At 40.8% G+C, this 12,259-nt stretch carries 14 protein-coding genes and 2 riboswitches; of the genes, 2 read left to right on the plus strand and 12 right to left on the minus strand.

All coding sequences use genetic code 11. From position 1 onward, the window contains the following. The first annotated feature begins 162 nt into the window (after positions 1–162). A complete protein-coding gene (locus ACIQCO_RS03045) occupies positions 163–1,401 on the plus strand; it encodes an MFS transporter (RefSeq protein WP_400425782.1) in 1,239 nt (412 codons plus the stop codon). A 22-nt stretch (positions 1,402–1,423) separates the two neighbouring features. Here ACIQCO_RS03045 and ACIQCO_RS03050 read toward each other — a convergent pair whose 3' ends face one another. After that, complete coding sequence (locus tag ACIQCO_RS03050; protein WP_400425784.1) at positions 1,424–1,936, minus strand: hemerythrin domain-containing protein; 513 nt, start codon at positions 1,934–1,936, stop codon at positions 1,424–1,426. A gap of 225 nt (positions 1,937–2,161) precedes the next feature. Between ACIQCO_RS03050 and ACIQCO_RS03055 the strand changes: the two genes are divergently transcribed. Then, positions 2,162–2,509, plus strand: a complete 348-nt coding sequence (locus tag ACIQCO_RS03055; RefSeq protein WP_400425786.1) for a hypothetical protein — start codon at positions 2,162–2,164, stop codon at positions 2,507–2,509. Positions 2,510–2,632: 123 nt separating this feature from the next. Here the strand turns inward: ACIQCO_RS03055 and ACIQCO_RS03060 are convergent, their stop codons facing one another. From ACIQCO_RS03060 to ACIQCO_RS03110, 11 genes are all read right to left on the minus strand, one after another. Then, a complete protein-coding gene (locus ACIQCO_RS03060) occupies positions 2,633–2,917 on the minus strand; it encodes a ferredoxin family protein (protein WP_040204690.1) in 285 nt (94 codons plus the stop codon). Beyond that, complete coding sequence (locus tag ACIQCO_RS03065; protein ID WP_400425789.1) at positions 2,917–4,212, minus strand: FAD-dependent oxidoreductase; 1,296 nt, start codon at positions 4,210–4,212, stop codon at positions 2,917–2,919. The genes ACIQCO_RS03060 and ACIQCO_RS03065 overlap by 1 nt, the downstream gene beginning before the upstream one ends. Then, positions 4,205–5,236, minus strand: coding sequence for an electron transfer flavoprotein subunit alpha/FixB family protein (locus tag ACIQCO_RS03070; RefSeq protein WP_400425791.1), 1,032 nt, complete (start codon positions 5,234–5,236; stop codon positions 4,205–4,207). Before ACIQCO_RS03070 ends, ACIQCO_RS03065 begins: the two co-directional genes overlap by 8 nt. A gap of 35 nt (positions 5,237–5,271) precedes the next feature. Further along, positions 5,272–6,096 carry an electron transfer flavoprotein subunit beta/FixA family protein gene (locus ACIQCO_RS03075; RefSeq protein WP_400425793.1) on the minus strand — a complete coding sequence of 275 codons (825 nt, stop codon included), beginning with the start codon at positions 6,094–6,096 and terminating at the stop codon, positions 5,272–5,274. A gap of 323 nt (positions 6,097–6,419) precedes the next feature. Continuing rightward, positions 6,420–6,623: a hypothetical protein gene (locus tag ACIQCO_RS03080; protein WP_400425795.1), complete on the minus strand. Its 204-nt coding sequence runs from the start codon at positions 6,621–6,623 to the stop codon at positions 6,420–6,422. 51 nt (positions 6,624–6,674) lie between these two features. Further along, positions 6,675–6,917, minus strand: a complete 243-nt coding sequence (locus tag ACIQCO_RS03085; RefSeq protein WP_400425797.1) for an aspartyl-phosphate phosphatase Spo0E family protein — start codon at positions 6,915–6,917, stop codon at positions 6,675–6,677. A 435-nt stretch (positions 6,918–7,352) separates the two neighbouring features. Continuing rightward, positions 7,353–7,883, minus strand: a complete 531-nt coding sequence (locus ACIQCO_RS03090; RefSeq protein WP_400425799.1) for a 1,2-dihydroxy-3-keto-5-methylthiopentene dioxygenase — start codon at positions 7,881–7,883, stop codon at positions 7,353–7,355. Positions 7,884–7,905: 22 nt separating this feature from the next. After that, positions 7,906–8,535 carry a methylthioribulose 1-phosphate dehydratase gene (locus ACIQCO_RS03095; RefSeq protein ID WP_400425801.1) on the minus strand — a complete coding sequence of 210 codons (630 nt, stop codon included), beginning with the start codon at positions 8,533–8,535 and terminating at the stop codon, positions 7,906–7,908. After that, positions 8,529–9,203 carry a 2-hydroxy-3-keto-5-methylthiopentenyl-1-phosphate phosphatase gene (locus ACIQCO_RS03100; protein ID WP_400425803.1) on the minus strand — a complete coding sequence of 225 codons (675 nt, stop codon included), beginning with the start codon at positions 9,201–9,203 and terminating at the stop codon, positions 8,529–8,531. The genes ACIQCO_RS03095 and ACIQCO_RS03100 overlap by 7 nt, the downstream gene beginning before the upstream one ends. Continuing rightward, positions 9,204–10,415 carry a 2,3-diketo-5-methylthiopentyl-1-phosphate enolase gene (gene mtnW, locus ACIQCO_RS03105; protein WP_400425805.1) on the minus strand — a complete coding sequence of 404 codons (1,212 nt, stop codon included), beginning with the start codon at positions 10,413–10,415 and terminating at the stop codon, positions 9,204–9,206. Positions 10,416–10,490: 75 nt separating this feature from the next. After that, positions 10,491–10,601: riboswitch (SAM riboswitch) on the minus strand. Between the two features lie 79 nt (positions 10,602–10,680). Beyond that, on the minus strand, positions 10,681–11,859 hold the full coding sequence (locus ACIQCO_RS03110; RefSeq protein ID WP_400425807.1) for a pyridoxal phosphate-dependent aminotransferase: 1,179 nt from the start codon (positions 11,857–11,859) through the stop codon (positions 10,681–10,683). Positions 11,860–12,099: 240 nt separating this feature from the next. Further along, a riboswitch (SAM riboswitch) is annotated at positions 12,100–12,255 on the plus strand. Positions 12,256–12,259: the final 4 nt, after the last annotated feature.

Below are 12,259 nucleotides of genomic sequence, written 5' to 3' on the forward strand. Positions count from 1 at the left end.
TTTATCTTAAAAAAACAGGAATATTTTATTTTAACGTTTTATTCTAATCAGTTGAAATTTAAATATTTCGAAATTAGAAACAAATATTTCATATTTTAGTCATTCAGTAGTAAGATATGGATAGAAAAATATTTAGCTATTTTAATAAAGAAGGGATTATTTATGACTCAACAAGCCGTAATACCTGCGAAAGTCCCAAAAGCTTCTGAATCAACTATGTTTAAAATACTTTTTATCATTGGACTGTGCCATTTATTGAATGATGCCATTCAAGCTGTTATACCCGCCATGTTTCCAATTTTAGAAAAGTCAATGGGTTTAAGCTTCACTCAGCTTGGAATCATTGCCTTTTCCTTAAATATGGTTTCATCCGTCATGCAGCCAATGGTTGGGATGTTAACAGACAAAAAACCAATGCCCTATGCCCTGCCAATCGGGCTCACTTTTACTTTATTCGGGATCCTTGGATTAGGGTTTGCTTCGAGTTTCGGAATGATTGTCTTGTCAGTCCTTTTCATTGGGCTCGGTTCTGCGGTATTTCATCCGGAAGGTTCTAGGGTGGCTTACATGGCTGCTGGAAACCGCAGGGGACTTGCACAATCCATTTATCAAGTGGGAGGCAATACCGGCCAGGCATTAGCCCCAGTAATTACCGCACTCGTATTGGTCCCACTAGGACAAATTGGCGCATCCTGGTTTACGTTAGTTGCTGGACTCGCGGTCATTTTATTAATTTATATTGCTAATTGGTATAAACAGAGATTGATCGCTTTTCCAAAACCAGCGAGGAAAAAGAATGCTAGCTTAGAACAGAAAAAAGGTTTGTCCAGAGAGGTAAAAAGTACCTTAGGTTTAATTCTTTTACTTATTTTTGCAAGAACTTGGTACACATCTGGAATGACCAATTTTTATACATTTTTTGCTATAAAAGAATATTCACTTACAATTAAAGAATCTCAGGCCTTCTTATTCGCATTTTTAGTCTCTGGGGCAATTGGCACATTCTTTGGCGGTCCACTTTCAGACCGATTTGGAAAGAAAAAGATCATATCCTTTTCGATGTTAGCGACCCTCCCTTTTTCGATTCTAATCCCTTATGTTTCACCAACCGTGGCCTTTATCTTCCTTATCCTTACTGGATTTATTTTAATGACCAGTTTTTCAGTTACGGTTGTGTATGCCCAGGAATTAGTGCCAGGGAAAATTGGAACAATGTCCGGGTTGACTGTCGGGCTTGCGTTTGGCATGGGAGCAATAGGCTCAGTCGGTCTCGGGTATATTGCTGACTGGATTGGTTTACAGTCGATGATCACCTGGCTCGGGGTGCTGCCGCTGCTCGGTCTAATCGCCTTCCTCCTTCCTTCTGATCAAAAGGTTTGGGAGTGGAATCAAATAAAATAAGGATGACCCCCGGGGGCCATCCTTATTTTATTTCTTGGATTTTACGTAATAATTCCGCCTTTTCTTCATCTGTTAGCATTCTTTCTGCCATAGGGAATAACACATTTTCCTCTTTGGAGAAATGCTCGGTTAAGATAAAGTAGGCATTTTGTATTAATTCGGCTGATTTCTTTTTTTCATCAACCGCCCCTTGGGCAACTTCCGCTGTTGCTAAGAAAGCTCCAATATTTGCTTTCGCTTGATCATGTTCATATTCCATAACCGCAATCGGTCCAGAAGTGGTACCGATATATACACCCATCATTGGGAAAAGAACACCCTCTTCTCTTTCGGAATGCGGGTCAAGAGCTGCCTTAAATGCTTTGACCTTGGTAATTAATTCTTTAAAGTTATTTTTCACATCGATTTCTTGATCAATTTGTTGTGTTAGGCCATATAATTCTTCTAATTGTCCTAATAATGGAGGATGTTCACTTTTTAATTGTTTTAGCCCTTCACTTAATTCAGCTTGAGGCATACCCCCAAAACCACTCATGCAGCCACTCATCATCATTCACCTCATACATCATTTAATGCCTCAAGTATAAAAGGAACCATCATTTAATGTAGTGACATAGGTCACATCCATCGAATGTGTGCTACTAATTTGTCCAAATTATGAAAGCGCTTAAACTTTTTTGAAAAGTTTTAACATTTATCACTCAAAAATGTTTAAAAGTTTCATATAATATAGATAAACCATTTAAGGGAGGGCAAAAACATGAAAACCCCAAATTATCATGACTTTTATCCGAAGGAATTAATTGCAATTGGTGCAGATGATTTAATAACACTAAAAGAATCCGATACTTACAATCCATATTCACCTTCTACCCATTGGCTCATTGCTGTTGAAGGGGTGCAGCTCCCACAGCCAAAAATTTATTATCACTGGAAAGTAAGTGTTTATCCCGCTAACAGTGAAGGCGATTTTAATTGGCAAAAGCCATATTATTGTTCAGCACCTATGAAATTAATCGATCATGCAATTACACTTGCTTCGTCATTAGCAGCATCAAGCATAAAAGATGAACTTACCTCAGCAGCCCTATTAGAAAAAATAAGCTAAACTCCTAAAATACTTACCCACTGCTTCACCTTCTTTTTACCCTCACTTGTGAAAAAACCTACATATAGTGGTATTATTCTTTTAAAAAAAGTGCTGCTCGCATGGTAAGCAGCACTTTTTTAATTAAGCTAACCGGAAGACAATCCCATGTCCGCCTTTAGGATATTCCCATTTAATATTCTGATACGGGCAGCCAATCCGGCAGCTGCCGCATTCGTGGCAGCCTTCGTAGCCTACCTGCATCCGTGTTCCTTCCCACTTATAAACCTCGGCAGGGCAAAATACTGTACAAATTTTATCGGGACATTGTGTCATGCAAACATCATGATCAAGCACGGTCAAATGGGACTTTGTATCACACTTAAACCTGAGAAGATACTGTTTTTCCTCGATATTCTTCGTTGACATTATTTCACCGCCTTCCAAGCACGATATAAATCTTGCAATACTCGAAGCGTTCCTTTTTCTGCTGTTACACTCTTCATGATTTGTTTTTGCTTTTCGCGTTTTGGCGTTCCATCAACGGTAAAGAATTTACTCATTGCTTTATTCATCATCGGCACGTAGTCGTTAAAGTATTGTGGATACTTCTCAAACGTATGGGCTGCATCTTTATACTTCTCTAAGTCTTTCATTATAAAGCTATCAAAAAGCTTCTCACGATAGATATTTAAACTTGATTCGCTAAAGTCTTCCCGATGTTTAGCCTCAAGGATTGATTCGGCAGCTAAAAGGCCAGAGTACATCGCCATGTTCGAACCTTCACGATGGATGGCGTTAACAAGCTGGGCAGCATCGCCAATAATAATAACACCATTGCCAGCCACCTTCGGAACCGAACGGTAACCGCCTTCTGGAATCAAGTGGGCAAGATACTCTGCTGATTCCCCGCCCGCAATCAACGGTTTGACCATTGGGTGATTTTTCAAGTAATCAAGGAGCTCATATGGCTTTAATTTCGCTTTAATCATACTTGAAAGGGTTGTTCCTACCCCGATATTCAAGCTTTCCTTATTCGTGTACAGGAAGGCGGTACCAAGATTTCCTTTTGTTGAATCACCAAAAATCTCAATCGTACAACCTTGATTATCTTCTACGTTAAAGCGGTCATTAATTTTTTCTTTTGGCAGATTAATAACTTCCATAACCGTTAAGGCTACTTCATCTGGACGGAATTCTTTATGAAAGCCTAATTGTTTCGAGAGGAGTGAGTTAACTCCGTCAGCAAGGACCACAACATCGGCATAAACCTCTCCGTCCGGGCGGTCGGTGCGAACACCCACTACCTTACCGTTTTCAACAATACATTCAGTGACAACGGTTTCGTTAATCAAAAGGGCTCCAGCATCGACTGCCTTTTTCGCAAACCATTGGTCAAACTGCGCCCGCAGCACGGTAAAGTTATTATATGGTTCAGTTGCCCATTCAAGACCTTTGTAACCGAATTGAACGACAGATTCTTTGTCCATCATCCAAAAGCGCTGCTCAATGACCGGTCTCTCAAGCGGTGCTTCCTTCCAAAATTCAGGAACTAATTCTTCCATTTGCTTACGGTATAATACTCCGCCCATTACGTTTTTAGCCCCTGGATATTCTCCTCTTTCAATAAGCAAAACGTTTAGGCCGCTCTTTGCACAAGTTAAGGCACAAGACGTACCTGCTGGACCCGCCCCAACAACAATCACATCAAATTTTTCAGGCATAGCTCATTTCACCGCCTTTTTCTGTCATTAGCTGCTTAAACTGCTCGATTAGTTTAGGGATGATTTCCATTGCGTCTCCTACAATTCCATATGTGGCGACATCAAAGATGGGTGCGTTCGGATCTTTATTGATGGCGATAATAAACTCAGAGTTTTTCATGCCGACGACATGCTGGATTGCACCTGATATTCCAATTGCAAAGTAGATTTTTGGTGTTACCGTTTCACCGGTTTGACCTACTTGCTGCTCATGCGGCAGCCAGCCTGCTTCGACAACGTCACGTGTACCGCCGACACTCGCTCCAATCGTATCTGCTAATTCATGAATGAGCTGGAAGTTTTGCAAGTCCCCCATTCCCTTACCGCCACAGACAATCACATGGGCATCAGCCAAATTTGCCTTTTTTGTTACATCATTCACAATTCGGAGCACTTTTGTGCGCATATCTTCTTCTTGCAGTGATATTTTCTCTTCAATGATTTTGCCAAGTCTTGAGGTATCCGGTTCTAATGCCTTCATGACCTTTGGTCTGACAGTGGCCATTTGCGGACGGTGCTTCTTACAAAGAATAGTTGCCATAATATTACCGCCGAAAGCAGGACGGCTTGCCTCTAGTAATCGATTATCTACATCCACGTCCAACATCGTTGTATCTGCTGTTAAACCTGTATTTAAATCGGTTGCAACCGCACTTGCTAGGTCTTTCCCGTTTGGTGTCGCCCCGTAAAGGATAATTTCTGGTTTATATTTTTCCGCTAGGAGCATAACGCCTTTCATATAGGACTCTGTCCGATAATTCTTTAAAACTGGATGGTCGACCATGTATACTTGATCAGCACCATAAGCAATCACTTGATTTTCTAACGATTTAATTTCACTGCCTAATAAAAATCCCGATAGCGGAACCTGTAATTTATCGGCCAGCTTCCTGCCAGCTCCAAGCAATTCTAGGGAAACACCTTCGATTTTCCCATCGTTTTGTTCGATGAATATCCAGACTCCACGATAATCGTCTAGATTCATGTAAACCCCTCCCTGCGAGACAAGATTAATCTTTATTATTTAGATGACTGGATTGTTAACAGGTCCTTTTTCTCCATCAAGACTTCCATAAGCTGGCTAACTTGCTCATCAGTAGAACCCTCAAGTCGTATGCCGCCTTCTGGCCGTGGAGGTGTAAACATTTTACCAACGATGGTTGGTGAACCCTTTAGTCCAAGCTGCGTGCGTTCTACATTTTCAAGATCGCTTACTGCCCATATTACCGGCTCATATCTTGCTGCTTTAATCATGTTTGGCATTGGTGAATATTCGATATCATTAATTTCTTTTTCAACCGTTAATAAACAAGGCAGTTCAGACTGAATTAATTCATAGCCGCTGGTTAATTTCCGTTTAATTAAAACGGTTTTTTCCTGCTGATTAACTTCCGAAACTTCGATTACATTGGTAACAGGGGGGATATCCATCCTCCTTGCGATACCTGGTCCAACTTGTCCTGTATCTCCATCAATGGCATGTTTCCCGCAAATAACCATATCGACAGGAAGATCTTTGCTGATTCTTTCCAGTGCTTTAGATAGGGCATAACTTGTTGCTAGTGTATCCGCACCAGCAAAAGCACGGTCAGAAATTAAATAGCCTAAGTCCGCACCTATTTCAATGCTCTTTTTAATAACAGCAGTTGCTTGCGGCGGTCCCATTGACAAAACCGAAATCGTGCCGCCTGTCTTTTCCTTGATTTTCACGGCCTCTTGAACGGCATGGGCATCGTAAGGGTTCAAGATGGCTGGCGCACTTCGGCGGTCGAGTGTGTTGGTTTTAGGATTAATTTTAATGATTTTTGTATCGGGTACTTGTTTGACACATACGACAATGTGCATGTAGGACTTTCCCTCCTCCATTTATTCTCTAGATTGTTGAAAGCGTTTGCTTGCTTTGGTTATAAAAAATGCTTTTATTAACGATATATGAATCGTCACATAAGCATAGTACCAAACAGTGATCGTTTTCTTTTTTTCTCGTAAAACTTTTAACTAAGAAAAGTTAAACAAGCTCAATAAACATGGTGTCGTTTCTATGTAGCTATTTAATTAAATAAAAAGAAATGGATGCAATGATTCGTTGAAGTGAAAAAATATAAAGTTCATCGCAATGTTAAATTTCAGGAAAATAGTACTAATATAAATATAAGAAATCTTGAGATTTAAACAATGATAAAAATCACAGTTTGACTAATATTGTAGAAATACATGATTAGCTGCGGGATAATTTGATGGCGTTTGCTTGCCTCTGAGGAGATTGAGAATGAATATTTCATAATCGAATATAATTTGTTTTCTAAAGATGCCGGAAGGCCTTCATAATAGTTTAATTTTAATTCAGTAACGGAAAAATTGAAGGCCTTCATGATCATAACTTTAATAGGGACAGGTGCATTGTTATAACCTTTTCTTTAACTTTAAACTAATACTTTAGGCCACACCATTATCATTTGTTTAAAGGCAATTTTTACTTCTTCATTGGGTCTTGAAGCTTGTCCCATAAACCTTTGGTACTTATTGATTAATTCGTCTAATTCTTGGCTGAATTTTATCGTTTCTTCACTCGTATAGCCAAATGTTGTTGCGCTATTAATCATTAATTCCCTTTTGACCTTTATTTCCTCAATCATTTCAGATTGACTTTTACTATACTTATACAATGTGATCCTCCTAGCCATTACACTCTTACTATCTACCATATAGAAAAGTAGACTACTTGAAGAATTATGCCAAGAATTTAGGCAAATGTAAACACTTTCGCAAAAGTAGACAAAACATTCTATTTCTTTCGTTTTTCGACAAATTCCTTTAGTTTTTTCTTGTATTTACGACAAATTCCATTCGGTTTATTTACTAAAAATTAAGCTGTGTTAAATGGGAATGTTGATTTCCGTTCCAGGCGCTTCGCTTTCCGCGGGACGGGCGGTGAGCCTCCTCGGCGCTAAAGCGCCTGCGGGGTCTCACCTGTCCCGCTGCTCCCGCAGGAGTCTCGCGCCTTCCACTCCAATCAACATTGTGGTCATAATCAACAATATTCTTTAACACAGCCAAAAATTAAAAAACTGGCCGCAGAAGCTGCAGCCAGTTTTTTCTTATTAATATACTTCTTCCTGTTCGTAAATCGGCACCCAGCCTTCAGTCGTGACAAAAATTCTAACGGCAACCACTTTCCTGTCCTCTTCAAGCGTGAAGTAATGCCTTGTATTTTCTGGAACCGAAATCAAATCTCCCGGATTTAGATGGACTTCAAAAAACTCACTATCTTTCCCCTGGATGACGAATACACCGTGCCCGCTCACAATAAAGCGAACTTCATCATCTGTGTGATGATGCTCATTTTTAAAGTTGGTAAGCAGGACGTCTAAATTAGGCGTACTATCAGATAACGAGATGACGTCTTGAGCCTTATAGCCTCTTCTAGCGGAAACATCAGCAATTTCTTCCGCAAAGGTACTAAGAATTTCTTCCTTTTCTACATCACTCAGAAGATACTTTTCAACGAGCGATGCCGGAAGTTTGCTAATATCCCAATTTTCATAAATAACTTCCTGTGATTCTAGGAAGCTTGCGACTTCCTCTTGTCCGTGGATTTGCTCTCCATTACTTCGAAATGTAATATATGCCATGTTTATCAACTCTCCCTTTTAATTATACAACCTTAAATAATTGATATGGTTTATGCTCTAGCAAACGTAATTGGTAGCGAAATAAAAATTCCGATGCTTCAAGAATTTTTTTTGCTTCGAATGCGTTTCTTCCCCAAACGGTAATTCCATGGTTTCGAATCAAAACGGCACCAGTATCTCCTGAAACATGTTCAGAAAAAGCATTCGCGAGTGTCGGAATATGAGCATAGTTGCGAATGATTGGAATTTTCAAGACAGCCTCTTCTTCCCACTTATCAAAGGCCTTAATCAGCTCTTGACCCTTAAATGTTACTTCACCATTGTCACCATAAACTTCCGAAATGACGTTATTATCAATCGTATGGACATGGAGACTGCAGCCTGCATTCGTCTTGCGGTAAATCTCAACATGAAGAAGCGTTTCTGCTGATGGCTTAAGATGCGTTTCTTCAACTGCACGACCGAATTCGTCCACAAGGAGAAAATCCTCGGTTGTGCGCTTGCGTTTGTCCTTCCCACTTGCCGTCACCAAAAATCGCAGCGGATGATCACTTACTTTAATCGCAAGGTTTCCGCTTGTTCCCATAAACCAGTCGCGCTTTGCCAGCTCATCCTTTACATCAGCCAGTTCAGTCCATCTTTCCCTTAGCATGTCAGCTCACCCGCCCCAATTCTTTTTTTGATTTCATCGATACAATCAAAGAATGTAGTAAACCCTTTATGGTTAATCCCCCATTCCCCGCATTTTTCCAGCAGAAAATCGCGGGCCAGCACAAAGTCAGCATGCTTAGCAGCCTCGAGATCGGTAACAGAATCGCCAATGACAATTTTGAAGCTGTCTTCACTGTGGTTCAGTTTACGAATGATACTCGGTTTACAGCAGCCGCAATCATTTTTACACAATGAATCGCATTCATAAGGCCAAAGAATCTTAATGGTCTCACCTGAAAAATCAGATTCATTACAGTAAATTCCAGCAAACGGTGAATAATCTGCTAAAATTGGTTGCACAAAAAAGTCGATACCGCCACTAACAATATAAAATGGGATTCCTTCCTGGCGTGCAAATTCAACAAACTCTTTGAAGCCTGGTCGAATCCTGGCATTCTCAATCGCAAACGCAGTAATTTCTTCCTTTAAGTGACTAGGCAAAAGCGAAAATAATTTTCCTACGCCCTCATTAATCGAAATCTGACGGGAGAGGATTTGATCTTTGATTGACACCCATTCTGAAGGGGCAAAATTTTTCATAATGGCAATGATGTTATCACTTTCGGTTACGGTTCCGTCAAAGTCACAATAAATTACCGGCTTTGTCATTTAAGCAGTCACCTCGGCATTTCCCCATAGCTGGAGCGCCTTTTTTAACTCTGGGCACTGTTCAGCCCCCTCAACTAGAAGCTTGCCTTGGAGATTGGTTTTAATCGCCTGCCGGAATGCAAGGCCGCCGCCGCGGGCACCGTCTGGATGGCCATGGACTCCTCCACCTGCGTTTATCACAGAATCGATTCCGAAATCACGGATTAACAACGGTACTAATCCCGGATGAATGCCCGCTGAAGGAACAGGAAATGCCTTTTTAAACACGTCTTCCTTCGTCAACTCACTCGCGATTGAGAGTGCCGAAGTTTGTTCCAAGGCTACTGTTCCATAAGGTGATGGGAACAATGATAAATCTGCACCTGCGTAACGGAGCAGCTTGCCAAGAAGCAGGGAGTGTGACAATCCATATTCACGAGAGGAAGTAAGTGCACCACTTACTGCAGGATGTGCCATCAGAGGTAAGGCTATTTCATTGTCCTCTCGTAATTCCTGCAGGACATCGAGACCATAGGCAAATACATTAAACAATAAGAGGTCGGCTCCAAGTTCTGCAGCCTTTCTTGCTTTATCTCTTAGCTGTGATGTTCTTCCGGATAGGTTTACCGCGTACAGGGTACGATGTCCTGTTTGTTCTTGAACTTCTCGCAACACTTGTTTCCCGGCAGTAATTCTTTTTACAAACGGCGTCAGCTTATTTTCAAAAAGGATTTCATCATCCTTTACTAAGTCAACTCCTCCAAGGGCTTGCTGTTTGAGCTGCATAGCCAAAAAGGTAAGGTCTTTACCGAGCACTCCTTTAAAAATGCTCATTAACAGTGGTCGATCAAACACGTTTATTTTTTCACGAAGGCCTTCCATACCAAACCTTGGCCCCGGGAACAACCTCTTTAACCCATCATCAAACTGCAAATCTAGCAATTTGATTTTTCCATCCAAAGAAAGCTTTCCGAATACCGTTGTTAAGATAGCAGGAAGATCGTTGGAAAAATTTATCGTTGGATAGGCGATTCGAATAAGCGATTGATCCGCATTGTCAGAAGGTAATCCCTCAATCGAAACTACTCTGCCTTTATGCTTACGCAATTGACTTTGCTCTAATTCTGGCAGATTGGTCCATGAACCAACCGTTAAACCAAGAGCAATTTCCTCGGCCTTTTTTTCGGGATTTTTTTCATCATGTAAAAGATAAGTAGCAATTAATTCAGACATTTTTCAAACTCCTCTTTGATAAAACATAAAAAACCCCTTCAAAAAAGAAGAGGTTAGCATCATAAACTAACCATCTTCTCATCTTTCAGCATTAAGCTGCAAGATTTAGCACCGTGCTTAACCACAAAGATTAAGTCGGTTGCCGGGCTTCATCGGGCTTTTCCCTCCGCCTGCTCTTGATAAGAAAACGATTCGTATTTATTCACTTTTTCACGTTGTTTAACTTTATTTTGGATTATCCCAAGAAAAGAATAAAATGTCAACCCTATTTTTTAAATATTTCTAATCCACTTATTCTTCTGACAGCCTCTGCTAATCGCTCTTCTGATGATAATAAACCAACACGGACATAGCCCTCGCCAAAGTTTCCAAAGCCAATCCCCGGTGCCACCATGATATGTGCTTGTTCAAGAAGCATGGTTGAAAATTCCTCAGATGTATATCCATCCGGAACCTTAAGCCAGGCAAAAAATGAGCCTTTTGGGGCGGTGACATTCCAACCGAGCGATTGAAGGCCAGTAATTAACACATTTCGCCTCCGTTCATACAGTTCATTAAGTTCGTTTACACAATCCTGGGGACCCGTTAATGCAACGGCAGCCGCCTCCTGTACCGCTCCAAATAAACTGACGTATAGATGGTCCTGCAAAAGTTCAATTGCGGAAATGACAGTTTCATTCCCCACTGCAAATCCAACTCGCCAGCCCGCCATATTATAGGTTTTCGACAGCGTGTAGATTTCAATTCCCACTTCCTTCGCTCCATCTGCTTGTAAAAAGCTAACCGGTTTTACACCGTCAAAGCCAATCGCACCGTAAGCAAAATCATGGACGACGCAAATATCATTTTCATTGGCCAATTTGACAGTCTCCGTAAAAAACTCCATACTCGCGGTTGCTCCGGTAGGATTATTCGGGTAATTGAGAAACATTAATTTTGCTTTTGATAAAGCAGCCGAATCCAGTTCTTGATAATTCGGTAAGAAACCATTTTCCGCTCTTAAAGGCATCGTAACCATTTCCGCCTGTGCAAGGGCAATGCCTGACCAATAATCAGGATAACCCGGGTCGGGAACGAGGATGGTATCGCCTGGGTTTAATAAACACTGAGGAATCTCGACCAGCCCCGCTTTACCGCCAAATAAAATCGCCACTTCTTTGTTTGCATCAATGGTCACACCATATTCTCTTAAATAAAAATCTGCAGCAGCTTGTTTTAAGTAACCAAATCCTTGAAAGGGCGAATATTTATGGTTGAGCGGATTGGCCGCGGCTTCCTGAAGCTTTGCGACAATATGCGGCGGTGTTGGCTGATCTGGATTGCCTTGTCCTAAGTTAATCACATCATGGCCCGCGGCTATATATTCTCCCACTTTTTTAACAAGACCTGCAAAAAATTGTTTTGGTAGACTTTTCAATAGTTCCGATGACTGAAATTGCTTCATCGTTCTCACCTGCTTTTTTATTTTCAAATTATTGTTGAATTTCTAGTGACAAATGTTATAACTTTTATACTAGCTTGTAAAGAGAAAATTTCAAAAGAGGTGAAGATTCATGAAATTAAAGATTCCCTGTTCTTATCTTTTGGACGGATTGGCTTGTGGCTATAATAAAAAATATTGACACCAATTGCATAATCTTGGTATAGTTTTTATCAGATTGAAAAAAACTGAAAACTTTATTTACTCTTATCATGAGCTGGCTGAGGGATTGGCCCTTTGAAGCCCAGCAACCGACCGGAAAACCATTATGAAATGGGGCGCCTATTCGCGCCGGGGAAAACCCCCTAACAGGCACGGTGCTAATTCCAACAGAAGGATTGTCTTTCTGAGAGATAAGAGGTGC

Source organism: Neobacillus sp. NPDC093127 (genome assembly GCF_044754175.1).
Lineage (GTDB): Bacteria > Bacillota > Bacilli > Bacillales > Cytobacillaceae > Neobacillus.

Coding starts and splice junctions, on each gene's coding strand:
- ACIQCO_RS03045 (WP_400425782.1), top strand. CDS start 163: ATGACTCAACAAGCCGTAATACCTGCGAAAGTCCCAAAAGCTTCTGAA.
- ACIQCO_RS03050 (WP_400425784.1), bottom strand. CDS start 1,936: ATGAGTGGTTTTGGGGGTATGCCTCAAGCTGAATTAAGTGAAGGGCTA.
- ACIQCO_RS03055 (WP_400425786.1), top strand. CDS start 2,162: ATGAAAACCCCAAATTATCATGACTTTTATCCGAAGGAATTAATTGCA.
- ACIQCO_RS03060 (WP_040204690.1), bottom strand. CDS start 2,917: ATGTCAACGAAGAATATCGAGGAAAAACAGTATCTTCTCAGGTTTAAG.
- ACIQCO_RS03065 (WP_400425789.1), bottom strand. CDS start 4,212: ATGCCTGAAAAATTTGATGTGATTGTTGTTGGGGCGGGTCCAGCAGGT.
- ACIQCO_RS03070 (WP_400425791.1), bottom strand. CDS start 5,236: ATGAATCTAGACGATTATCGTGGAGTCTGGATATTCATCGAACAAAAC.
- ACIQCO_RS03075 (WP_400425793.1), bottom strand. CDS start 6,096: ATGCACATTGTCGTATGTGTCAAACAAGTACCCGATACAAAAATCATT.
- ACIQCO_RS03080 (WP_400425795.1), bottom strand. CDS start 6,623: ATGAAGGCCTTCAATTTTTCCGTTACTGAATTAAAATTAAACTATTAT.
- ACIQCO_RS03090 (WP_400425799.1), bottom strand. CDS start 7,883: ATGGCATATATTACATTTCGAAGTAATGGAGAGCAAATCCACGGACAA.
- ACIQCO_RS03095 (WP_400425801.1), bottom strand. CDS start 8,535: ATGCTAAGGGAAAGATGGACTGAACTGGCTGATGTAAAGGATGAGCTG.
- ACIQCO_RS03100 (WP_400425803.1), bottom strand. CDS start 9,203: ATGACAAAGCCGGTAATTTATTGTGACTTTGACGGAACCGTAACCGAA.
- mtnW (WP_400425805.1), bottom strand. CDS start 10,415: ATGTCTGAATTAATTGCTACTTATCTTTTACATGATGAAAAAAATCCC.
- ACIQCO_RS03110 (WP_400425807.1), bottom strand. CDS start 11,859: ATGAAGCAATTTCAGTCATCGGAACTATTGAAAAGTCTACCAAAACAA.